This window comes from Desulfofundulus sp. JL263-se, from assembly GCF_056316025.1.
In genome coordinates, this window is the sequence record NZ_CM149993.1 from 341633 (window position 1) to 365535 (window position 23903).

21 protein-coding genes are annotated in these 23903 nt (G+C 47.7%); 12 read left to right on the forward strand and 9 right to left on the reverse strand.

Features of this window, described 5'->3' with window-relative positions:
- Positions 1–90 precede the first annotated feature (90 nt).
- The 6 genes from mtaB (at position 91) to ACX4JR_RS01765 (ending at position 6167) form a co-directional block, all read left to right on the forward strand.
- Positions 91–1419, forward strand: a complete 1329-nt coding sequence (mtaB, locus tag ACX4JR_RS01740) for a tRNA (N(6)-L-threonylcarbamoyladenosine(37)-C(2))-methylthiotransferase MtaB (protein ID WP_476059338.1) — start codon at positions 91–93, stop codon at positions 1417–1419.
- A 304-nt stretch (positions 1420–1723) separates the two neighbouring features.
- On the forward strand, positions 1724–2404 hold the full coding sequence (locus ACX4JR_RS01745; protein ID WP_476059339.1) for a LysR substrate-binding domain-containing protein: 681 nt from the start codon (positions 1724–1726) through the stop codon (positions 2402–2404).
- Positions 2405–2533: 129 nt separating this feature from the next.
- Complete coding sequence (locus tag ACX4JR_RS01750; RefSeq protein WP_476059340.1) at positions 2534–2827, forward strand: ArsR/SmtB family transcription factor; 294 nt, start codon at positions 2534–2536, stop codon at positions 2825–2827.
- Between the two features lie 75 nt (positions 2828–2902).
- Positions 2903–3040 carry a hypothetical protein gene (locus ACX4JR_RS01755; RefSeq protein ID WP_476059341.1) on the forward strand — a complete coding sequence of 46 codons (138 nt, stop codon included), beginning with the start codon at positions 2903–2905 and terminating at the stop codon, positions 3038–3040.
- A 392-nt stretch (positions 3041–3432) separates the two neighbouring features.
- Positions 3433–5331, forward strand: a complete 1899-nt coding sequence (locus ACX4JR_RS01760; RefSeq protein WP_476059342.1) for a divergent polysaccharide deacetylase family protein — start codon at positions 3433–3435, stop codon at positions 5329–5331.
- Between the two features lie 29 nt (positions 5332–5360).
- Positions 5361–6167, forward strand: coding sequence for an N-acetylmuramoyl-L-alanine amidase family protein (locus ACX4JR_RS01765; protein ID WP_476059343.1), 807 nt, complete (start codon positions 5361–5363; stop codon positions 6165–6167).
- 66 nt (positions 6168–6233) lie between these two features.
- Here ACX4JR_RS01765 and ACX4JR_RS01770 read toward each other — a convergent pair whose 3' ends face one another.
- The gene (locus ACX4JR_RS01770) at positions 6234–7892 is read right to left on the reverse strand and encodes a uridine kinase family protein (protein ID WP_476059344.1); all 1659 of its coding nucleotides are present in this window, start codon (positions 7890–7892) and stop codon (positions 6234–6236) included.
- A gap of 316 nt (positions 7893–8208) precedes the next feature.
- Between ACX4JR_RS01770 and ACX4JR_RS01775 the strand changes: the two genes are divergently transcribed.
- A complete protein-coding gene (locus ACX4JR_RS01775) occupies positions 8209–8820 on the forward strand; it encodes a nitroreductase family protein (protein WP_476059345.1) in 612 nt (203 codons plus the stop codon).
- Between the two features lie 226 nt (positions 8821–9046).
- Here ACX4JR_RS01775 and ACX4JR_RS01780 read toward each other — a convergent pair whose 3' ends face one another.
- Positions 9047–10363: a S8 family peptidase gene (locus ACX4JR_RS01780; protein ID WP_476059346.1), complete on the reverse strand. Its 1317-nt coding sequence runs from the start codon at positions 10361–10363 to the stop codon at positions 9047–9049.
- A 164-nt stretch (positions 10364–10527) separates the two neighbouring features.
- Positions 10528–11949 carry a hypothetical protein gene (locus ACX4JR_RS01785; protein WP_476059347.1) on the reverse strand — a complete coding sequence of 474 codons (1422 nt, stop codon included), beginning with the start codon at positions 11947–11949 and terminating at the stop codon, positions 10528–10530.
- A gap of 350 nt (positions 11950–12299) precedes the next feature.
- On the opposite strand from ACX4JR_RS01785, the gene ACX4JR_RS01790 reads away from it, so the two are divergent.
- On the forward strand, positions 12300–13307 hold the full coding sequence (locus ACX4JR_RS01790) for a Gfo/Idh/MocA family protein (protein WP_476059348.1): 1008 nt from the start codon (positions 12300–12302) through the stop codon (positions 13305–13307).
- A gap of 16 nt (positions 13308–13323) precedes the next feature.
- On the opposite strand, the gene ACX4JR_RS01795 is transcribed toward ACX4JR_RS01790, so the two are convergent.
- Together ACX4JR_RS01795 and ACX4JR_RS01800 are read right to left on the reverse strand one after the other, a co-directional pair.
- The gene (locus ACX4JR_RS01795; RefSeq protein ID WP_476059349.1) at positions 13324–14463 is read right to left on the reverse strand and encodes a DegT/DnrJ/EryC1/StrS family aminotransferase; all 1140 of its coding nucleotides are present in this window, start codon (positions 14461–14463) and stop codon (positions 13324–13326) included.
- A gap of 2 nt (positions 14464–14465) precedes the next feature.
- The gene (locus ACX4JR_RS01800; RefSeq protein WP_476059350.1) at positions 14466–15167 is read right to left on the reverse strand and encodes a WbqC family protein; all 702 of its coding nucleotides are present in this window, start codon (positions 15165–15167) and stop codon (positions 14466–14468) included.
- Positions 15168–15353: 186 nt separating this feature from the next.
- Between ACX4JR_RS01800 and ACX4JR_RS01805 the strand changes: the two genes are divergently transcribed.
- The 4 genes from ACX4JR_RS01805 (at position 15354) to hepT (ending at position 19587) form a co-directional block, all read left to right on the forward strand.
- Positions 15354–17246: a polysaccharide biosynthesis protein gene (locus ACX4JR_RS01805; RefSeq protein ID WP_476059351.1), complete on the forward strand. Its 1893-nt coding sequence runs from the start codon at positions 15354–15356 to the stop codon at positions 17244–17246.
- A complete protein-coding gene (locus ACX4JR_RS01810; RefSeq protein ID WP_476059352.1) occupies positions 17215–18561 on the forward strand; it encodes a nucleotide sugar dehydrogenase in 1347 nt (448 codons plus the stop codon). Before ACX4JR_RS01805 ends, ACX4JR_RS01810 begins: the two co-directional genes overlap by 32 nt.
- Before the next feature lie 176 nt (positions 18562–18737).
- Complete coding sequence (gene mntA, locus ACX4JR_RS01815) at positions 18738–19169, forward strand: type VII toxin-antitoxin system MntA family adenylyltransferase antitoxin (protein WP_476059353.1); 432 nt, start codon at positions 18738–18740, stop codon at positions 19167–19169.
- Positions 19162–19587, forward strand: a complete 426-nt coding sequence (hepT, locus tag ACX4JR_RS01820; RefSeq protein ID WP_476059354.1) for a type VII toxin-antitoxin system HepT family RNase toxin — start codon at positions 19162–19164, stop codon at positions 19585–19587. The genes mntA and hepT overlap by 8 nt, the downstream gene beginning before the upstream one ends.
- A 75-nt stretch (positions 19588–19662) precedes the next feature.
- Here hepT and galE read toward each other — a convergent pair whose 3' ends face one another.
- From galE to hldE, 4 genes are read right to left on the reverse strand one after another with little or no spacing between them, the layout of a single operon-like run.
- Positions 19663–20685, reverse strand: coding sequence for a UDP-glucose 4-epimerase GalE (galE, locus tag ACX4JR_RS01825; RefSeq protein ID WP_476059355.1), 1023 nt, complete (start codon positions 20683–20685; stop codon positions 19663–19665).
- 51 nt (positions 20686–20736) lie between these two features.
- Positions 20737–21852, reverse strand: a complete 1116-nt coding sequence (locus tag ACX4JR_RS01830; RefSeq protein WP_476059356.1) for a glycosyltransferase family 9 protein — start codon at positions 21850–21852, stop codon at positions 20737–20739.
- Between the two features lie 2 nt (positions 21853–21854).
- Positions 21855–22370, reverse strand: coding sequence for a D-glycero-beta-D-manno-heptose 1,7-bisphosphate 7-phosphatase (gene gmhB / locus ACX4JR_RS01835; RefSeq protein ID WP_476060450.1), 516 nt, complete (start codon positions 22368–22370; stop codon positions 21855–21857).
- Positions 22370–23869 carry a bifunctional D-glycero-beta-D-manno-heptose-7-phosphate kinase/D-glycero-beta-D-manno-heptose 1-phosphate adenylyltransferase HldE gene (hldE, locus tag ACX4JR_RS01840; RefSeq protein WP_476059357.1) on the reverse strand — a complete coding sequence of 500 codons (1500 nt, stop codon included), beginning with the start codon at positions 23867–23869 and terminating at the stop codon, positions 22370–22372. The genes gmhB and hldE overlap by 1 nt, the downstream gene beginning before the upstream one ends.
- Positions 23870–23903 lie beyond the last annotated feature (34 nt).

Below are 23903 nucleotides of genomic sequence, written 5' to 3' on the forward strand. Positions count from 1 at the left end.
AAATCCGGTGCTGGAAATGGCAGCGGCTTTTTTGTTTTGCTGCCCCGGGTAAAATATAATGTTGTCTAAAAAAATTTAGGAGAGGTATCGATGCCTGCAGGTGTGACATTCAAAGTTATCAATTTCGGCTGTCCGGTCAATCAGTATGAGGCCGAGGCACTGGAATCGGCAATGAAAAAGGCGGGGTTTGTCAAGACTACCGGGCCGGCGCAAATTTATATTGTTAACACCTGTGTGGTCACCGGCCCGGCGGCTGCCGAGGCCCGCCGGGTTCTGAGGCGGGCTAAGCGGGAGAATCCCCAGGCCCTCACGGTCATTGCTGGCTGCTATCCCCAGGTCTACCACCGGGAAATACAGGAGAAATTGCCCGAGGCCGATATAATAATCGGCACCACCGGCAGGTCACAGCTCTCGCAAATTATCCGGGAAAGGCTGGAGCGGGGCGGGGAGGGCCAGGAAAATCTGGTAAAGGAACATAACGGAACTGAAAAATTTGAGGATATGTCGGTGGAATTCCGTTACAGCCGCACCAGGCCGGTGGTGAAAATTCAGGAAGGTTGCGACGAATTTTGTACATACTGTATAGTTGCCCGAGCCCGGGGCAGGTCCAGAAGCATGGCCCCGGAAAGGGTAATCGCACAGGTGCGGCATTTCTTGGAACTGGGGTACCGGGAGGTTATTTTGGCGGGAAATCACCTGGGCATGTACGGCAGGGACATACCCGGGTGGAACCTGGTGAGAGTAATTAAGGAGCTGGAAAAAATACCCGGCAAATTCCGCATTAGATTGAATTACATAGAGCCCATGGACGTACATGAGAATTTGCTGGAGACAATGGCGGGCAGCGAAAAAATCTGTCACCACTTGTACCTCCCCCTCCAGAGCGGCTCCGACCGGATACTTAAAAGGATGGGCAGAAGGTACAGTACGAAGGATTTTTCCCGCATGGTACGCCGGGCCCGGGAATTAATGCCCGACGTATCCGTTTTTACAGATATTATTGCGGGTTTTCCCGGGGAAACCGAGGAAGATCACCGGGCCACGGTGAACCTGGTAAAGGAATTGGCATTGAGCCGCCTCCATGTTTTCCCTTACTCCCCCAGGCCCGGCACTCCTGCTGCCGGGTTTAAAGAAACTGTCCGGCCTGACATTAAAAAGCGAAGGGTGGAAGAACTCCGGGCGCTGGATAAAAAGCTGGCGACCAATTTCCATTCCGGAATGGTGGGGAAAATCCTGGAGGTATTACCGGAGCGTTTGGTGGAATTTGAAGGGCGCACCTGTGGTGACGGCCTTTCAGGTAACAATGTGAGGGTGAAAATACCCCTTACCGACAAATCTTTATTGGGGGAACTTATCCTGGTCAAAGTCACCGGAGCATTTAGCTGGGGCGTGGTGGGGGAAATACTGCCGAATTTATAAAAAATTACGACGGAAGCTTTTTTCTCACCGTTTCCGGTGTTAAAATAAAAAACAGATCTAAATATGTTGCAGCAGGAGGATAAAAAGTGCTTGACAACCAGCTTCACATCTTTGTTACCGTAGCGGAAAAAAAAACTTTTCCCGGGCGGCCGAGGCATTAAATCTTTCTCAGCCGGCTATAAGCCAACACATACATAATCTGGAAGCTTATTACGGGGTAAAACTTTTCGAGCGCTCCAGCAAGCGGGTTGAACTGACCCAGGCTGGCGCCACATTATATAAGTACGCCAAGGAAATACTGGAGATGCACGGTATTGCCAAGCGGGCCGTGGCGGACCTGGTGGAATTGGTTACCGGCAAGCTAACCATAGGGGCCAGCCTTACCATAGGGGAGTATGTTTTACCTAGGATTCTGGCCGCCTTTTCCAAGAGGTATCCCGATGTAAAATTCTCCGTAATAATAGGTAACACCGAGGAAATGCACGAAAGGGCCCTGGAAGGTAGTATTGATCTGGGGCTGGTGGAAGGTGAGCTTGAGGACCCTCACCTGGCAGTAACGGAATTTCTGCAGGATGAGCTTGTTTTTATTGTTTCCAGGCAGCACCCCATGGCCAAAAAAAATGTGGTTGACGAGAATATATTAAAGGATAGCACCTTTATATTGCGGGAAGAAGGTTCCGGAACCAGATTGGCTGTGGAAAAAGCCCTGCAAAAACTGTCCGCCAAGCCGGCAAAGCAAATCGTTCTTGGCAGTACCCAGGCCATTAAGGAAGCGGTGGAAGCCGGATTGGGCATCAGCTGTTTATCTAAGTGGGCACTGCGTAAAGAGGTGCAGCTTGGCAGCCTGAAACCCTTGAGAATAAAGGGATGCAATATCACCCGGAAATTCTACCTCATCCGCTCCAAGGGCAAATTTGAGTCCAAGGCCTGTGCGGAGTTTGGCAAATTTATTTTATCCGGTGATATTATGCAGTATTTTGGATAAATATTGATATTTCGGAGGCCGCAGACCATCCAGCGGCCTTTTTCGTCTTTTTTATTGACTTTTCAAACATTATATCATAATATACAAATATAAATTTCGTTTTATTTTTTTAAATTAGGGGTTGGTTAAATGGAAGTAAAGAAATTCGAACAACAGGCGGAACTTCTTAAAGCACTGGCTCACCCGACACGCCTTTGCATAGTAAATGGTCTTTTGGAGCGGGAACAATGCAATGTTACAACCATCCGGGAGTGCATGCACCTGCCCCAGTCTACCATTTCCCAGCAGCTGGCGGTACTGAGGGCCAAGGGTATTGTGGAAGGGAAGCGCAAAGGGCTGGAGGTCTGCTACCGGGTCGTTGACGAAAGGGCTAAGGAAATTGTCAAGCTGCTTAACAAATATGAAGAAAAGCAGGATGCGTAAAGGTATCCTGACGGTAACGGGGGAGAAATCCGGGAAATCAGGGCCCCGGGCCTGGGCGCTTACGGTCAGGTAAAAATGAATTCCAGTGAAATGGAAAAATTGTTCGAAGCCATGGGTATGGAAAATGCCGGTATAATGGCGGTGCAGGGGGAAAAGATAAACCAGGACCTCCTGCAAAAGGCCTATGAAGTGGGCAAAAAGATGGTGGGGTAAAGCAAAGCAGGGGTTATGCCGTTGGACGGGCTGGGGAATGTTGCTTAAAATCCGTTAGCCTCTCTGGGAAGAAGTTTGGGGAAATTTTTTCACGGAAGTATCTTTAATTAAGTAGGACTTAACTTGGAAAATTTCCCCCAAACCGGAACTTCTCCCGGGAGGCTTTTTTGCTGCAAAAGTTTCCTGTTTAATTTTTGTCCCCAAGAAGGTTTTTTGTTTTTTCCAGGAACTAAAAGGCGAGGGGCCTTTTCCGCCCTGCCAGGAGGAATCAACCCCGTTTAAACGTTAAAAGGTCCTAAATATACCAGTAAAATCTAATGAGGTTCTCCAAAAAATAATCGCAGGTGGTTTTTAGTTAATTTTACGGGTTGTTAGAGAAGGGAGTTCATTTCATGTTAAAGCAGCACAAACAAAGACTTTTCTTTACAGGTCTTCTTTTATGCTTGGCATTAGCAGTGATTTATAACCTGTTTATTGAAGAAAAAAAGTCCGTACCGGCATTAAATGACATGCAGGGGAAAACAATAGTTATTGACCCCGGTCACGGCGGTAGTGATGCAGGCTGCACGGATAAAGATAAAATTTGGGAAAAGGATATCACCTTGTCGGTGGCCCTTCAGCTGGCCCAATTGCTGGAGGCGGAGGGTGCTGTTATCAAACTTACCAGAAGCGGGGATTACCGGCCCGGGTGGAAATGGCTTTCCTTAATGGCAAAAAATAACCTGGACGACCTGGATGAAAGAGTTGCTGTTGCCTTAAAAAACGATGCAGACATATTCGTAAGCCTGCATGTTAACTCCTCCCCCAAAAGAAGCAGGGCCGGGGCGGTGGTATTTTTCAATAGGGATAATGATTCGGCACAGTGCCTGGCACAGAGCATCCAGCGGGAATTAAGGCGTATTCCCGATATGGTTAAGAGGACAAGCCACGCCAGGGACTATTACATATTAAACCGCTTAAAAATACCTGCTGTGGTAGTGGAGTTGGGCTATATTTCCAATGAAAAGGACCGGCAGCACCTGATTGACCCCGTGTATCAAAAAAAATTGGCCCGTTCGATCTGTACAGGTATAATTAGTTATTGCTGCAGTTCTCGTAAAATGGATTTATCTGCTGATGCGGAGATACCTGCCCGCAACAGTTCGGTGCAATTCAATAATTCTAAATTACCCGACTTATACTTTATACCCAAAATTAAAACAAGACTCTTTATGGCTTCTGAAGAAATGGCTTTGCTTGATATGGCGAATAATTCGGTGGAAAACTTGGGCCGGTCGGCACTGGAACAGCTGATGGATGGTCCCCGGCAGGCCAAAGAGCTTATCCCGTGCATACCGGACGGTATTAATCTTCGAAATTTTAAAATATCGGGTTCCTTGGCCGTGGTTGACCTCGAGGTTATAAATAATAACTTGTGTATTGGTAGTGAGGAAGAATGGATTGCACTCAGTTCCATTGCCTGTACCCTTTTTGAATTACCTCCAATACAGCAGGTGCAAATAACGGTCAATGGGAAGCATAGAAAAACCCTGGCCGGACACATGGATATAAGTAAGCCGAAATCCCGTAATGAATTGCCATTAATTAAAGTTGAAGGAGGGATAATGGAAGGTAAAAAAGCCAAGGTGGCTATCGTCATTGACGATTTCGGCCAGAGCAATCCCGAAGGAATAAAGGAAATGCTCTCCATTGACAGGCCCCTTACCTTTGCAGTAATGCCCAACCTGGAAAATTCCCGTCGGCAGGCTGTGCAGGCAGCAAAGCGGGGATACGAGGTCATCGTGCACTTACCCATGCAGCCGGTCACGGGTAAATCCAGCTGGCTGGGGCCCGGAGCCATAACTTCTGATATGAGTGCTGAAGAAATACGCAGACAGGTGCGCCGAAACTTCGCCCAGGTGCCGTACGCCACCGGATTCAATAATCACATGGGTTCGCTGATCACTTCCCGGGAAGAGTTTATTCGCCCGGTGTTGGAAGTGGCCAGGGAAAAGGGATTTTACGTGCTGGACAGTAAAACCTCCGGTAAATCAAAAATTATTCCCCTGGCTCAGAGCATGGGCATAGCTTATACCCAAAGAGATGTGTTTTTGGATGATATAAAAAGTACAGATCATATTAAAAAGCAGTTGGATCTTTTGACGAATAAGGCTCTGGCCGACGGTAGTGCCGTAGGGATCGGCCATGTAGGTATGGGTGGAGAAAAAATGGCCCGGGCCCTTAAGGAAATGATGCCCGTAATGGAAGCTAAAGGAGTGGAATTTGTATACCTTTCTGAGCTGGTGCATTGACGGCCGTAGCAAATAGCTGGAGGGTAATTATGAAAAATATATTCATTATAATTTTTGCACTCTTTATTGTTCTGGAACAACCTGATGCAATGGCCGTGCCGGGCCCGTCAATAGGCCCATCAATAAAAGAAAAGCCTCTCTTGTCCAAAACCATTGCCATTGATCCTGGGCACGGGGGTTATGATCCCGGGGCAGTTTGGGGAGATATCTATGAAAAGGATATTAATTTGAAAATATCAAAAAGGTTAAAGAAACTTTTCGAAAAATCCGGTGCAAAAGTAATATTGACCCGTGGTGGTGATTATAATTACGCGCTTGTCGGAATGCGCGGGCGCGAGGCCAAGCTCTATGATCTGAATAAAAGGATTGAACTTATTGAATCTCACAAAGCCGACATAGTAATAACCATTCATGTCAATAGCTTGCAAAACAGGTCGTATGAGGGAGCTGAAGCCTTTTACCACCCCAAATCCCCGAAGGGTAAGGCACTGGCTTTGGCTATTCAACGAGAACTTAGAACCATACCGGGGATGCGGAAGAGGATTGCCAAAATTAGTAACTGCTATATGCTGAGTAAAACAAAGGCCCCTGCGGTACTGGTGGAAGTTGGTTTTTTAAGCAATCCCCATGAAAGAGAACTTCTGCAAGACCCTGAATATTTGGATACGCTGGCCCAAAAGATTACTGCAGGGGTAATAAAGTATTATATATCTCCGGATAATAATGTGAGCCGGGGGTTTTTAAAGGAAACAGCTGCATGTATTGATTTCATGCTGAGGATAACAAAACACGTATTTTACACAGAACGTTCTAATTTGGGGGAAATTTTCCCATGAAAACATTATCCTTTAATAAGTAGAACTTGGGTAGGGAAAATTCCCCCAAAAAGCACCGGCATTTGTTTAGAAGCAGCTCCCGCCGATAAATTCCCGGATAATGGAGTTGGCGGGGATGTCGTGGGTGTCTATGGGGAGGAAGTAGCTCAGGAATTTTCTCAGGCGCCGGGCCTCCGAGTGTTCGGGGCAGTCCCGGCTTATTTCAGCCAGCAGCGGCTCGGCAAATTTTTTGAGTGCCGCCAGCTCGTATACCAGGGCTGAATTAAACATTATGTCGGCCTCTTCCTGGAAGGGGAAGATGTACTTTTCTTCTCCCCTGCGCACCGACGGCCAGCGGGCAATGGTTTCCCGGGCCGAGTAGCCCCGGAAATTATTGTCCCTCACAATGCGCCGCAGGATGCGCAGGTCGGTGGTGGGTATCCGGTTATGCTTATCCAGGTTGAGCTGGGTGAGGGCGCTGACGTAAATCTTGAACTTGCGCCCTTTGGGCACGGAACGGGTAAGCACGTCATTGAGCCCGTGTATCCCTTCCACGATAATAAGGTCGGAGGGGGAGAGTTTTAGGGTATGGCCGCGGTATTCCCGCCTGCCGGTGGTAAAATTATAGGTGGGCAGCTCTACTTCTTCCCCCTGTATTAGCCTTATAAGGTGTTCGTTGAACAGGGCATGGTCCACTGCATCCAAACACTCAAAATCATAATTGCCGTTTTCGTCCAGGGGAGTTTTTTCCCGGTCAACGAAATAATCATCCAGGGAAATGGCCACCGGGCGGATGCCGTTTACCCGGAGCTGAATGGAAAGTCTTTGGGCAAAGGTGGTTTTCCCTGAAGATGAGGGTCCGGCAATTAGTACAATGCGGATGCGGTCAATATTTTCGGCAATCAGGTCAGCTATCTGGCTTATTTTTTTTTCGTGAAAGGCCTCGGCCACCCTGATGAGGTCACCGGCGTTACCCCTGGCAATCTGGTCATTTAAAGATACCACGTCCCGTACTCCCAGTATCTGGCCCCACTTTTTGGCTTCGAAATAAATATTGGCAAGCTTGCCCTGTTCCACGTACTCCGGTATGACGGTGGGGTTTTCCTTTCTGGGCAGCTCCAGAATAAATCCCGGCAGGTAGTACCGGAGGCGGAAGGTTTTCAAGTAGCCCGTGGAGGGGACCATGGTGCCGTAGAAATAGTCATGGAACCAGCCGCAGGTGTAGATGTCCATGGTGGCCGACTGCCGGTATTTCAAGAGGCCTGTTTTATCCGTTTCACCTATTTCCTCGAACAATTGCTTTACTTCCTCTTTTTTGAGGCGCCGCCGGATAATGGGCTCGTCAGCCTCTACTATTTCGTGCATTCTTTTTTCAATGTCCTGAATGTCGCTGTCTTTCAGAGGCCGCTGGTAATCTATTTCGCCGTAAATACCGTTGCCCAGGGTATGTTGTACGGTTACCGAGCTGCCGGGCAGTATTTCCCTGGTGGCCCTTACCAGGACCATAACCAGGCTGCGCTGGTATACCCGCATTCCGTCATCGGTACTTAAATCCACGAATTCCAGGCTGCAGTCCTGTTCCAGGGGGGTTCGCAAATCTTTTACCGCGTTGTTAATTTTTGCGGCTACTACCGGCCACTTAACTTCAATTTCCCCGGTCAGCTCGATTGCCTTCGTCCCCCGGGGAACCTCTTTTAAAAGGCCGGCGGGTAATATGGTTACCTTTACTGTATTGTTGTTAGTCAATGGCTACACCCCCAAAAGTTTCATAAAGACATAAATATACGTTATATTTCTAAAAAGGGCGGGGGTGTTCCTTCCGGGGTAGAAAGTGTTAAAATTACCGGGGGAAATAATTATATTTTGGACGGGATTAACAGGATTTGACAGGATAAATATTAAATTCTTTTTAATTATTAATAAATATGGCTAACCGTCTCACGAAAATGATTTTCGATGATTTTACAATTGTTAAATGTTTAATCCTGTATTATCTCATTAATCCTGTCTGATATTTTATTTGTTGCAAGAAATGGCAATCATTAGGTTAGGGAGTGATAGCATGGAACTAAAAGACGTAATTGCCGCTCGGAGGAGCATTCGTAAGTTCAAGCCTGACCCGGTACCCGAAGAATACATAAATGAACTGCTGGAAGCGGCCAGGCTGGCCCCTTCCGGATCAAATCTCCAGCCATGGCGCTTTGTGGTGGTTACCAGCGAGGAGATGCGGAAGAAGGTGGAAGAAGCCACGCTGAGATTCGTGGGGCAGGCCCCCCTGATCATGGTATGCTGCGTGGACTCCACAGCTATGAAACAGAGGAGGCGCCGGGTGGCCGAGCTCAGCGAGGCGGGAGCCTTCGCCGGCACCGACCTGGAGAACATGTCCCCCGAGGAATATAAAAAATTCAAGAGGTCAATGGATACCGAGGCTGCCGTGCAGGCCTACCTGAGCTTAAACGTGGCCATTGCCGTCGAGCACCTGGTTTTACGGGCCACCGACTTGGGGCTGGGAAGCTGCTGGATAATGATGTTCGACCGTGAAAAGGTAAAGGAAGTTTTGGAGCTTCCCGGTGAGATAATTCCGCTGGTGCTGGTGCCCGTCGGCTACCCGGACCAAAACCCGGGCCCGCGGCCCCGCCTGTCCCTGGAGGAAATTGTGGTTAAGAGGGTTTGATTGAAATAAAGTTGCGCGCGAAAAAATGCCACCGGTTACCGGTGGCATTTTTCTTCAAATGCACAAAAATAAAACACCTTCCGGGGCGTTTTAATTAAAAAATCGCTTAATACGTTGGTATTAATTACAACTTTCATTTTTGGGGGAAATTTTCCAAGTTAAGTGTGGCTTGGCAAAGATAATTTTTCCGTGGAAAAATTCCCCCAAAACCTTACATCAGTTCCTGTCAAGGGTGGTTACCTGAACGAGGTTCCAAAATTAAACCGGCAGCCCTTTGGGCATCTATCACGCCCGCTCCCTGAATGTTGGGTTCCAGGTGGAGTGTTCTTGCCGTTTCCATCAGCATGGCTTTAATTTGATCCGGTGTTAAGGAACCGTCAAGCTGTAATATCTGAGCCACTACTCCGGAACATACCGGGGTGGCCATGGATGTTCCGGAAAGGGAAGTGTACCAGTTATCAACCCTTGACTGCCTGTTCTTTTTGTCCAGCAGTGAGCCGGGGGAGCGCAGGGATATTATATCGGCCCCGGGCGCCAGGATATCAGGTTTGGTCAAATTATCAACGGTGGGGCCCCGGCTGGAAAAACCGGCCACCTGGTCGTCTTCCGGGCTTATTGTGTTTATATCATCCAGTGCCCCCACCGTTATTACCAGCGGGTCTATGCCCGGCGAGTTAATGGTTTGGGGCTGCGGCCCGTCATTGCCTGCTGCCGCGCAAACCACAATTCCCGCCTGCCAGGCTTTTTCCACAGCCTGGCATACAGGGTCGTTGTTATAGGATTCTGTGGCCGCGCTGCCCAGGGACATATTAAGGACCCTGATGCCTAAATCGTCTTTGTTATTTATGCACCACTGTATTCCCTCAATTACCGTTGAAAGGGATCCTATGCCTATTTTGTCCAGGACTTTTACCCCCACTAACTCGGCTTCGGAGGCGGGACCCCGGTAGCGAAAATTGGACTGGCTGCCGTTGGACGCAATATCCCCGGCTACATGGGTGCCGTGCCCGTTATCATCGTAAGGGCCTGTTCTCTGGTTGATGAAGTCTTTGAAATGTAATATTCTGCCCGACAGGTCCGGGTGATCATAAATACCCGTATCCAGTACCGCCACTACAATTCCCCTGCCGGTGATATCACTCTCCCAGAGCGGGGCCGCCTGTACTGCGGGAGAAGCTACATCCAGCACGGCCCTGACTTCACGGTCATACCAGATTTTTTTTACATGGGTGTTTTGAGCCAGCAGTTTTAAATTTTTTGCATTTACCTTTGTGGAGAAGGAGTTAATCAGCGGCAGTTCCCTTTGTACCCGGCATCCCGCCAGGGACGCAATTTCTCTTACTGAAAGGCCGCTGTACGGGGTTTCATGTATTTGGACGATAACAGGTATCCTGCGCAAGCGCTGCTTTATGAATTTAAAGGGTTTTTGTGCAAAGCAGGGGACATACTTGAGCGGGCGGTACCATTCCAGAGCGGCCTTTATCAGTAGCGGGCAAAGTTTGCTCCCGGAGGAGCGGATCCAGCTGACTTCTTGAAGTAGCATTAAGACCCTCCTATTGGGGTTTTAAATTTACCCCTCTAAAATTTAATTAAGTGGATTTAGTACATGGTATTCCACTTTAAGCCAGTTGTGTGACTGTATAATTAAAAGATCAAAATGCCCACCTGCGGGGTGGGCATTATCTAACAAGAGCGGTAAGAAATTACTTAGACAGAACACGGTTTTTGACATTGTATGGATCCCGTTACATTTATTTCTGCGGATGTCGGAACAGGTGCAGCTCCCAGGAATACTTGCGTGTCGGTGTTGAGGAAGTTTACTTCCCGTAATGTATTGGTAACTGCTACCGGCTGCTGAATGGCTGTAGATACCACCGTAAATTTAATGTTCTTTTGGGCACTGCCGCCCAATGGTACGGTCAAAGAGGGACATTGTACATTTATTATGCTGTCTGTAATATTTGTGTTTAAAGGTACGGGCGAACCGTCGGGGAATGTTGCCGTGCAGCCGTCAAAGTCCTGGAACTGCATGATAACACCCGGGGGGATGTTGATTTGATCAACGATGCCTACTCTGGTTTCCGGAGAGGCGCCTACATTGGTGATTGTTATTCTAAACGTTCCTTTATTGATATCTGTGACAGTACAACATTTACAGGTACTTAATTGTACAGCGTCCACGTTTAGGACGCACGTACTTGAGGCTTCAGATTCGGGAGCTATCGCAGAGGTATTACTGGTAATTAGATAAGTATTGGGGGCGGCAATTGAAGTAATCGGTATCTGGTAAGTTATATGCACGGTACTGCCGGGAGTGATTGGCCCGATATTGCCCGAGATTAAAATTATACCCGGGGTTGAGGTATCCACTGTAAGAGTTGGCGGGTCAACTGTAATGGAACCTATGGTTAAATTGGTGCCGTCGTAGATTATCCTTTCACTGTAAGTTACATTTTCGAGCGTAGCATTGCCAATGTTGGTAACATCGATACTATATTGCAAAGTTACCTGATTATCGCTAATTGTTTCAGTACAATCTTTAAACAGTGCTAGTTTTCCGACAGCCGGGCAGGCAGGGACTATATAACACTCCGGCTCGCACTCAAATGTGAGAACCTCAGAACCTGCTTTTACTTTGATCGGCTGTGCTGCCACCGGGAAGTTGCCCCTAATTTCTACGCGGTATATAACACTGGTTCCTGCATCAAACCTGTCGTTTGTTTCCACCTTTAAAAATTGAAATCCTTCGGGTGCCGTACCGAAATTGGGATCGGTTTTGGCAAGTGTAAAAGGAACAGGGATAAAGCTGCCGCAGCCATCTATTTGCTCTTCTACAATCATAATATCTGGTTGAATAGTTTCACATACGAGAATGGCGATGCTGCTAATTGCCCTGGTATCTTTTGCGCAGTCTGTTAAAAACTTATATGTCCAGTAGGATTTACTGGTAAGTTCGCAGAAGCACGGGTTGGGAACCACATTTCCATTTGGTAAAACCTGGCACGCCGGCTGGATAACGGTAATCCCGTTTAGAGGAGGGCAGCAGCAGAGGTTTTCGTGCGGCACGCAGGAGCACGGCTGCGAACATAAGCCTACCAGTTGTTCTTTTTCTTCTTTTTGTTCTGCCATTCTTATCTCCCCTTTTTTTTTTGGGGGAAATTTTCCAAGATAAGTCCTCCTTGTTAAAGATAATGTTTCGTGGAAAAGTTCCCCCAAATTTTTTCAGATTTACATTTAAATGCTCTTTTGGAAAATGTTATGATATTTTGGTGGAAAATGTTACACCTATTTTGGGGTAAAATTAAGGGATAGAGCACGTCAGGCTAACACCCGCCTGTTTGGGGGAATTTTCCCAAGATTACAGTGAAAAAATTCCCCCAAATTTTGTAACGGATTAGATGCTGCGGGAATACCATAAGATGTGTTAAAACATGAACGTTTGGTAAATTATGCTATGCGAGAACGGGAGTGAATAATTTTTGTCTCCCCTGGGTTTTGCCATAGTTGGCTGCGGTGATGTTTCGAAAAAGCATGTGCAGGCCATTAGTCAAGTTCCCGGCTGTGAACTGGTTGCTGCCTGTGACAAGGATGAAGAAGCCCTGGAACGGTTTCTAAAGAAAAATCCGGTAAAGGGTTATTTGGAATATTGCCGGTTATTATCCAATCCTGAGGTGGATGTGGTTGATATTTGCACTCCCAGCGCGCTGCATTGTTCCCAGGTTGTAATGGCGGCTTTGGCTGAAAAGCACGTACTGGTGGAAAAACCGGCTGCTTTGAGTTTAAGGGAGATTGACCTGGAGATTGCGGCAGCCGGGGCAACCGGTGTAACCCTGGGGGTGGTTCACCAGAATAGATTTAACAAACCGGTTGAAAAACTTTACCGTGCAGTTAAGGAAGGACACTTTGGGAGGCTGACCCATGCCAGCGCAACCATACGGCGTAACAGAAGTGCCGATTATTACAATAAAAAGCCCTGGCGCAAGTCAAGGAATGCGGGGGGCGGGGTACTGGCCAACCAGGCCATTCATAATATAGATCTGCTTCAATGGATTATGGGCCCGGCAGAAGAAGTGTTTGCTTATACCGGAACCTATTTTAACTCCATGGACGGGGAAGAAATAGGTACGGCGGTTATCAGGTTTGCCAGCGGGGCTTTGGGGATGGTTGAGGCAGCCAGCACTGTTTTCCCTAAAAATCTGGGAGACACCCTGAGTGTTTTTGGGGAAAAAGGGACGGTTGTTTTGGGTGGTTCAAATGTAAATGAAGTGGTTAAGTGGGAATTTAAGGATAATTCGGAAATAAGTGCTTTGCCCCCTAACGGTAGCGGAACTCATATGGATGTAATAACTGATGTGGTTGAAGCTATAAATAAAGGGAAAAAACCCAGGGTAAGCGGGGAAGAGGCAAGGAAAAGCTTGGAATTGTTGCTGGCCATATATAAATCGTCTGATACGGGAAGGCCCGTTAAACTGCCCTTAAGGAGTTAATATAATCCCCCGGATGTTATCCGGGGGAATTGTTATTGACCTGGAATTTCCCCAAAATTTCCTTCAGGGCATCTACAACGTAATCAATTTCCTCATCGGACAAATTGTTGTGAAAGGGCAGGGCCAGGGTGGTGGCTGCCACTGCCTCCGCAACCGGGAAGTCCCCGGGCTTATACCCGAATTCCCTGCGGTAAAAGGGCTGCAGGTGTATGGGCTTAAAATAGTCGCGGCAGCTTATTCCCCTATCGGTAAGTTCCTTCATTACAAAACCCCGGTCAATTCCCGGGTCCAGCCGGATAACGTAGACAAACCAGCTCATCTGAATGTTGGGGGCCACATAAGGTAGGGTAATACCGTCAATTTTCTGCAGTTTTTCCGTGTATCTTTGGGCCACTTTTTCCCGCTTGCCCAGTATTTCCGGCAGCCTGGCCAGCTGGGCGCAGCCCAGGGCTGCGCTCATTTCGTCCATCCGGTAGTTATAGCCCAGGCGGCAGTGCTCGTGCCAGCCGGCTCCTTCGCCCCGGCCCTGGTTGCGCATGCTGCGGCAAAGACCGGCTATATCTTTACGGTTGGTAAGGATAACCCCGCCCTCGCCGGTGGTAATTTGTTTATTGGGATAGAAGGCGAACACCGCCGCATCACTTTGGCTGCCCACCGGTATGCCGTTATACCTCGCGCCCAGGGCCTCGCAGGCGTCCTCGATAACGGACAGGCCGTATTGTGACGCAATTGACAGTATGGTACCCATATCCGCCGGGTGCCCGAAAACATGTACCGGCAGAATGCACCGGGTTTTAGAATTAATTTTTTGTTCTATCAGCCGGCAGTCAATATTTAATGTCCGGGGTTCGATGTCCACAAAAACCGGGCGTACCCCTTCGAAAAGCAGGCAGTTGGCCGAAGCCACAAAGCTGAAGGGTGTGGTAATTACTTCATCACCCGGGCCTAGTTTCAGGCTCCGTACCACCAGGTGAAGACCTGAAGTGCCGCTGTTCACGGCCACGGCATATTTTACCCCGGTATATTCCGCCATTTTCCTTTCAAAATCTACCACGGCGGGCCCCATGCTGAGCCGGTGACTTTTAAGCACGGCCAGCACCGCTTCCCTTTCCCGCTCACCTATGTCCGGCAGTGACAGGGGTATTTCCCTTTTCATTATTACCTACCTCCGGCAAGAAGCACGCTGCGGGCCTGCTGCCCCGTATTAAATAACATATCCACCACCGACAGGCCGGGTACAAAATCCCCCCACTGCTGTGTATAGGGGGAATCAACATATTTAACCGTTTCTACTTTGATGCCTGCCTGAACGAATTTTTGTTCATCCATGTAACGCTTTGTTCCTTCTCCCTGCCCGGTAAGATAAACCGTACCGCCCAGGGATTTGACCAGGGTAATAATATAGTCCCCGGTCTCTTCCTTATCAAGGGCCAGTTCAGAGGCCCTGATAAATTTGGTTTTTGCTCCCAGGATGGCGGCCAGGTAGGTTATTAATCTGATATTGAAATCGGCAATATAAGGACCTGCATTCCTATAAATGTCTTCTATGCCCGCAAATATACCGGCAAAGAAAGGTGCCTTACCGTAGGAAGTCACCAAGGTGCCCAGGTGTTTTTTAATCCAGCTGCTTCCGGCTATTTGCACGTCTTTAATGGGAAGCAGCTTTCCTTTTCCCGTTACTGGAACAGTCAGCCACCTTACACCTGCGGGGGTTTTAATCCTTACCCTGCTGCAGTAGCTTTTTCCCCTGGGGAACTGTACTGTATCAAAAAAAATAAATATATCCGACCGGAGCAGCTTATAAAAATATCCCGCCCAGGGCATAAAGTTGGGCTGGTGTATGGCCACCTTCATTTCCATCAGGCCTTTCTTTTTATAACGTCATAATATGCCGGCTGCGGAGGGTAAGTGATTGATTATTAACATTTTGCCCCCCAGGGTGTATCCCGGGGGGCTACTCTTGGTGGGAATGCATACCGGGTGCACTGGTAACCAATTTCCCCTTGCCTGAATAATATATTGAAGCTCTAATAATTTATGGCAGAAATGGGGTTTAGAGGAGAATTGAAGCATTTTTGTAAGCGTATTCTTTTAGGGCTTTTAGATTTCTGTTTGCTTAATTGCTCGATTTTATCGGCTTTAATTTTACTTTCCGGGACAAATATTCCCGCTGCTTTTTGGGATATGTATACCAGGTATACAGCCTTTTACAGCGGTATTTCCATTGCCTGTTTTTATTTGTTCGGTCTTTATAAGCAAGCCAAGTTCCACTTGTTAAAAGATAATGTTTCCGTGGGCATACCGGAATTAAAAGTTATTTTAAAAGCCGTCACTATATCCGCACTGTTATGTGGGGTTTTGTTCTACCGGGTACTTTCGTGGAACGGTGTAGTTTTAACCTGGATACTGGCGGTAATGATGATAGCCGGCTCCAGGTTTTTCTTAAGAGTTATTCGTGAGAGGAATGATATAGGCGGCAGCAAGCGGGTATTGCTGGTGGGGGCCGGCGGGGCGGGGGCCCTGGTGGCCCGCGCCCTCCAGGAAAATAAGAGCAACCTTTGCCCGGTGGGTTTTATTGACGATGATAAGCAGAAGTTGGGAATGAAATTGTGCGGGCTTACCGTACTGGGAACCCGAAAGGATATCCCGGAAGTGGTACACCGGAAGAAGGTAAAGGAAATCATCATCACCATGCCCTCAGCGCCGGCTTCGGTAATAAAAGAAATAGTTGATATCAGCAAACAAACTCCCGCCCGCCTTAAAATTATTCCCAGCGTGCTGGATTACATCGGCGCTTCCAGGGGCAGGGAGCGCCTGCGGGATATCGATGTGGAGGACCTTTTGGGCAGGGAGCCGGTCCGGGTAAACTTGAAGCAAATAGCAGGATACCTGGAAAATAAGGTGGTGCTGGTTACCGGGGCGGGCGGTTCCATTGGCTCCGAACTGTGCAGGCAAATTGCCGGCTTTAATCCTAAATTACTTATTTTGCTCGGTCGTGGCGAAAACAGCATTTTTGAAATAAAGCAGCACCTGGAATATGATTTTCCCCCGGTGAAAACCGAGGCGAGGATTGTTGATGTTAAGGACAGGTACAAAATTGAGAAAGTATTTGCACTTTACCGGCCGCAAGTGGTTTTTCATGCTGCCGCCCACAAGCACGTTTCTTTTATGGAAAATGAACCTGATGAGGCTTTTAAAAATAACGTATTGGGGACCCTTAATGTGGCCCTGGCGGCCTGTAAATGTAATTCAGAAATATTTATTTTAATTTCCACCGACAAGGCTGTAAATCCCACCAGTGTCATGGGGGCCACCAAAAAGGTGGCCGAACAAATAATCCAGAGTTTGAACCAAAAATATTCCACCAGGCTGGCGGCGGTTCGCTTCGGAAACGTCCTGGGAAGCAGGGGAAGTGTTGTTCCCCTCTTCAAAAAACAGATAGCCAGGGGCGGGCCGGTAACAGTGACTCACCCTGCTATGGTCAGGTATTTTATGACTGTACAGGAAGCGGTGCAGCTGGTCATTCAGGCCGGGGCCCTGGCCCGGGGTGGCGAGGTATTTTTTCTGGATATGGGCAAACCGGTTAAGATTGTTGACCTGGCCCGGGAGTTGATAGCCCTTTCCGGGTATATACCGGAACAAGAAATACCAATAAAGTTTACCGGTATTCGTCCCGGGGAAAAGTTAGTTGAAGAACTTTGGGCTGCAGGCGGGGAGGAAGTCAGGGAAACCGCGCACCCGCGCATATATGAGGTCACCAGCAAACAAGAGGTTTTTGATATTGACAAGTTGATTAATGCCAGGGAAACTTTATGCGGGGAAATAGATGAGCGGGAAGCCAGGGGTTTGCTTTGGACTATGGTATGGGGCCGTGATGCACGTCCCCGGGAAAGGGGAGGGGAATTAAATGAACGGCATTGCCGGGAAGCAAAGAAATAAAACTTTGGAGGCCTTGAAAGAAAAAATAAAAAATAAAAAGGCCGGGGTAGGAATTATCGGGTTGGGTTACGTTGGATTACCCCTGGCTCTGGCAAAGTGCAAGGCCGGCTTCAAAGTTTTGGGCATTGACATAAATGCAGATAAAGTAAAGATGCTTAACGGGGGCAGGTCTTACTTAAGGGATATAAGCGATGAGCAATTGGGTCCCGTGATTGACAGCGGCAAATTTAAGGCTACCACAAGTTTCGAAGAATTGGTAACGGTAGATGTTATTGTTGTATGTGTTCCCACACCCCTTACCGCAGTGCGGGAACCGGATTTGAGTTATATTGATTCAGCGTTAAGCGAAATAGCGGTCCGCTTGCAAAGGGAACAATTGGTGATCTTGGAAAGTACTACCTATCCGGGTACGACGGAAGAAATTGTCCTTCCGGCGCTGCAAAAATCGGGCCTGAAGGTTGGAAAAGATTTTTTCCTGGCCTATTCACCTGAAAGGGTTGATCCGGGCAATAAAATATATAACACCGGAAATACCCCGAAAATTGTCGGCGGAGTGACCAGGGATTGTTGCGAGCTCGCGCGCCTGTTTTACGAGCAGACCGTTTGTAAAGTTGTGCCCGTATCATCTCCGGCAGTAGCGGAAATGACCAAGTTGTTCGAAAATACTTACCGGGCCGTAAATATAGGATTTGTAAACGAGTTAATGTTACTTTGTGACAAAATGAATATAGATATTTGGGAAGTTATTGATGCAGCCGGCACGAAACCCTTCGGGATCGAAATATTTTACCCCGGACCGGGTTTCGGCGGGCACTGTATACCCGTTGACCCCTTTTACCTGGCCTACAGGGCCAGGAAATACGGTTTTCATATAAATTTTGTTGAATTGGCCGGCCAAATGAATATTCAGGCATCAAATTATGTGATTAACAAGATTCAAAAGGTATTAAATATTTACAAAAAGTGCCTCAACGGCTCAAGGATTTTAATTATCGGTGTGGCTTATAAAAAAGACGTTGAGGATATAAGGGAGTCACCGGCATTGAGGGTAATTTCAGGATTATTGGAGGAAAAGGCAAACGTCAGCTATTATGATCCCTATGTGCCTGAAATAAATTTAACCTATCCAAAGAAACTTTTACGTAGTATTACGTTAAGTGCCGGTGAAATAACAAAGGCCGATTGTGTGGTCATTCTGACTGACCATTCTGCAGTGGATTATGAATTTATAGTGGCAAACGCCCGGGTGGTGGTGGATACCAGAAATGCCACAAAGGACGTGAAATTTGGCAGGGAAAAAATTTTTAAGATTTGAAAACTTGTTCTTAGCAGGCAAGTTTAAAAAAAAAGCCTGCCGGGAAAGGTGGTTAAAACCTTTCTACGGCAGGCTTTTATTGTAAACGCCGGGATTTGCCTGGCGAAAATTTTAACTTTGTAGTTAAATTTAGTATATAATTATTTTTGAAAGTATTTTTATCTGGTGGGGTTATTGTGAAAGATTTAAAGAGACAATTTGACCATGAGAGATTAACTAATATTTTCAAACAATATCCTGAAGTTATTGCTGTTTATTTGTTTGGTTCCTATCTAAATACAAAGGTAACACAACCTGAAGACGTTGACTTGGCGGTGCTTTTAAAGAAAATACCCGCAAGTATTGTTCAATATTTTATCAACCTTTATCCCAAACTGTCTGAGGTATTTGCACCGTTGGAAGTTGACTTGTTATTTTTGCATTCTCTAAAAGTACCAATATGCTTTGAAGTAATCAGTAACGGGAAAGTTATTTACAGTGCGGACGATTATTTGCGTACTGAGTTTGAAGATAACGTAACAAAGAAATACCTCGATTTTAAATACCATCTGGAAGCCGCCCGGCGGGAATTTTACGAAGAATTAATGGAGGGAAACCTGTTTGTTTAATCACCAATTGATAGCTGAAAGGCTGGACATAATTCGTGCTTCCGTCATTAGACTAAGAAAACTAGCGCAAATGTCCCTGGAAGAATTTCAAAACAGTGAAGACGCCCAGGATATTGCTGAAAACAGGTTGCGTAAAGCTTTGGAATCTTTGTTTGACATAGGGCGACATATAGTGGTCAAATCGGGTGCAGGCATTCCCCAGGACTATCGATCTGTTATTGTTATGTTAAAGGAACAACAAATCTTGCCGGCGGATTTTTCCGATCAAATTATCGGTATGGCGGGGTATCGGAATCGTTTGATACACGATTATAATAAAGTAACTGTACGGGAACTCTATGAAATTTTGCACACGAGATTAGGGGATTTAGAGTTATTTTGTCAATATATTGGCAAATACCTGGCAAACAAATGTTAAGCTAACAAATCTTTGAAAAAGAAGCGGCCGGGTAGAATCCGGCCGCTTCTTTAGAAATAAAAGTATTCAGGGCTGTCAGAACAATATACCGGGCGGTATTTCGCCTCGTGTATCACAGCGGAAACCACCGGGGTGTTTTTTTTGCCACTTCCAGGCTGTGTAGATGATAGTTTTCAAATCGCTGTACTTGGGCCGCCAGCCCAGTTCCCGCCTGGCTTTTTCCGCTGAGGCCACCAGAACGGCCGGGTCCCCGGGCCGCCGCTCTCCCTCTACCACCGGAATGGGCTTGCCCACCACCTCTTCAGCTGTCTTAATAACCTCCCGAACCGAGAAGCCGCTGCCGTTGCCCAGGTTATATACGGCGGAATCACTGCCGCCGGCCAGCTTTTCCAGGGCCAGCACGTGGGCATCGGCCAGATCGGTTACATGGATATAGTCACGGATACAGGTACCGTCAGGGGTGGGATAATCAGTGCCGAAAATTTTAATTTCCGGCACCAGCCCCAAAGCAGCTTTTAAAACCAGGGGAATCAAATGGGTTTCCGGACTGTGGTCTTCACCAATATCACCCGCGGGATCCGCCCCGGCGGCATTGAAGTAGCGCAGGGAAATGTATTTCAAGCCGTAAGCCTGCCCAAACCAGCGCAGCATTTCCTCCACCGCCAGCTTGGTGGACCCGTAGGGATTGGTGGGAATAGTTGGGTGTTCTTCCGGGATGGGCACTTTCACCGGCTCGCCGTAAACAGCGGCGGTGGAAGAGAAAATAAAATACTTCACCCCGGTATTTGACATTACTTCCAGCAAGTTCAGGGTGCCGGCAACATTGTTGCGGTAATAAATATCAGGCCGGGCCATGGACTCTCCCACCAGGCTGTGGGCGGCAAAGTGCATTACCGCATCTATTTTGTTTTCGCGGAATACCCTTTCCAGGGCCGGCTTATCGGTAATGTCGGCCTGTGTAAAGGGAGTTTTTCCAATTGCCGGCAGGTGCCCCTTGATAAGGTTGTCCAGTACTATTACCTCGTAGCCGGCCTTTGTTAACTGCCTGACAGTATGGCTGCCTATATACCCGGCCCCGCCGCAAACCAGGATTTTCAATTAAAAACCCTCCAATTTTGGGGGAAATTTTCCAAAATAAGTCCTTCTTTTTTAAAATAAAAATTGTTCTGCTGCTGCCAATACTTCTTCCACGCTTATGGTTTCCATGCACCCCCCGCCTTTGCACCCGTATTCAAAACCCAGGCTGAGGCAGGGGTGACAGGGTACCTTTGGTATTAACGCAACAGCCTTATTACTCAATGGCCCCCAGCGCCCGGGTGAAGTGGGGCCGTGCAGGGCAACAATGTTTGCGCCCACTGCCGCACCGAGGTGCATGGTTCCTGTATTAACGGAAACCAAAACACGACTTTCTTTAATTAACTCAGCCACTTCCATCAGGGTAAGCTTTCCCGCCAGGGACGTACACATTTTTGTTTTTAGGCCGCCGTTAATTTGCTCTTCCAGTGCGGCTGCTCTTGCCGCATCTTTTTTTCCGCCGGTTATAATTACATTATAATTTCTTTTTATAAGTTCTCTCCCCAACTTTACCCAGTTACTGGCCGGCCATTCTTTTAAAGTGTTTTTTGCACCCCCGGGGTAGGGATGAAAAACAACGGCATTTTCAAAAAGTATGCCGCCGGCTGCGCTATCAACATTTATTTCGGGCAGTAAACCCGCCGGTTGTATACATATGGCCCGTAAAATCTTCCTGTAATTTTCGATTTCATGCCCTTTATCTTCATGCTCAACAAAAAGATCGTAAACATAATGCCTGTGCATACCCTTGCGCTTAAAGCCCACTTTAAATTTCGCCCGGGCAAAATAAGAAATGATGCTGTTAATCCTTGCCCAGGGGGCAAAGTCAAGCAGAAAATCAAAAGGTCCCAGGGAGATTACTTTTATTAATGAGTTAATTAATTTTAATATATCAAATATATAAATTTTGTCAAAACAATTAAGATAACCGGCTATTTCGTAATTGTTCTTGGAGCATAATAGCGTTAAATGACTGCCGGGCCAGGCGCGCTTTATCTCCCTTGCCGCGGCGGAAAGAACTATGGTATCACCTATGCCGGCAGTTTTCAAAAGCAAAAAACTCTTTTGATGTTTTTCCAGCAGTTCTTTGTCAAATTTTCGTTTCTTTTTTAATATACCCAAAGTAAATACCAGTGGAATACCCGCATACTTGTCCGCAAATTTTAAAAAACTATTTGCACGTTCCTGCACTGTTAATCACCGTTAATTTGCAATATGTTTTTTACAAAGGCCAAAAGATTCCCGCCGCTGAAAAGATAGCCCTTTATTCCCGCCCCCGCTGCCGCCTGGAGGTCACTTTCCTTATCACCAATTAAAAAACTTTTCCTTTTGTCAGCGAGCCATTCCCTGCTCGCCTTGAGTAAAAGGCCCGGTGCAGGCTTACGGCACGTGCATATCTTTTTATATATGCCGGTTCCTTCCCGGGGGTGGTGCGGGCAGTAGTAAAAGGCATCGATTCTTGCCCCGCGGCAGGAAAGTTCCGCATTTATCCAGCGGTGCAAATCATTTACCTGCTTTTCGGTATAATATCCCCGGGCAACGCCGCTCTGGTTGGTTACCACAAAAACGAGATAGCCCGAATCATTGAGAAATTTTATCGCTTCTTTTGCTCCGGGCATCCAAACAAAGTCTTCGGCGCGGTGCACGTAGCCGGAGTCCACGTTAAGCACGCCGTCGCGGTCGAGAAAGACAGCAGGCCTTAAAGTCATCAATGTTTTGAGCCACCTTTATCTGCCGTTTTATGTTTTTCAATTACTCTTTTGATAAGTTCGCTGGTAGAGTACCCTTTTTCACAGGGGATGATTTTCACCACACCGGCATATTCTCTCCCCACAACGTCATTTTCCCTGTAATCGCCGCCCTTTACCAGAATGTGGGGCTTTATGGCGCGGATAAGTTCCAGTGGTGTATCTTCGTTAAACAATACTACCAGGTCTACGAATTCCAGCGCCGCCAGGAGCTTCGCCCGGTCTCTTTCAGGCACTATCGGGCGGGGCGGGCCCTTTATCCTGCGCACGGAGGCGTCGGTGTTCAGGCCCACGATAAGGCGGTCACCGAGCCGGCGCGCTTTTTCCAGGCAGACAACGTGGCCGGCGTGCAGGATGTCAAAGCACCCGTTTGTGAAAACCAGTTTTTGCCCTTGCTTCCGCCACTTCTCAGCCATTTTTACGGCATCTTCCGTGCTGCAAAGTTTTCTTTCCGGCCCGCTGCCGTTCATTATTTGGTGAACTGCTGTCCAAAGCTCGTTCCTGCTTACAGCATAAGTGCCCACTTTGCCGACCACAAGCCCGGCAGCGGCGTTGGCTAATTGCGCTGCATCCACGGGGCCCAGCCCGCCGGCCAGGGCAGCGGCCAGCACCGCCGTAACAGTGTCCCCGGCGCCGGTTACATCAAATACTTCCCTGGCCCGGGCGGGAATATGTACAGTGTGTATAGAATTAATTAAACTCATGCCCTTTTCCGAGCGGGTAACCAAAAGGTTATCCACGCCGAACTTTTGCCTTGCTTCGCGCCCGTACTTTTCCACTGCGGCATCTTCATTGGCTACCCCGGCAGACAGCGCTTCGCTTAATTCCTGCAAATTGGGAGTAATGAATGTAGCCCCGGAATATTTATCCCACTCCAGCCCTTTGGGGTCAATCACCACCGGGATATCCCTTTGCCTGCACTCTGAAACTACAAAGGAACAAAGGCCGGGTATACAAACGCCCTTGGCATAATCGGATATTATTACCCCCTCGGCGCCGCTGTTCAGCTGATCCAGTGTCCACAATTTCAAATATTTCAAAGTATGATTATTTACCGGGCCTGCTTTTTCAAAGTCCAGGCGCAGCATTTGCTGGTGGGCCCCGATTATTCTTAACTTGGTAATGGTGGGCCGGCTGTCCGTTACCACACCGCTGTAATCGATACCCTTTGCCGCCAGGAGCCGGCACAACCTTTTTCCGTTTTCATCGCTGCCGCATATACCTCCCAGGGCTGCAGCATAACCCAGGCAGGCCAGGTTATGGGCCACGTTGGCGGCACCGCCCAAAGAATCTTTTAGCGCCTGCACCCTTACCACGGGCACGGGGGCCTCCGGTGATATGCGCCTTACTTCGCCGAAATAGTACCTGTCCAGCATTACGTCGCCAAGTACGAGAATCTTTTTATTAATAGAATCTGCGCGCAATAGTGCCAGTACTTTTTCAGGCTCCTTAAACAACATCCGCCACCTCTTTTGGGGGAATTTTTCCACGGAA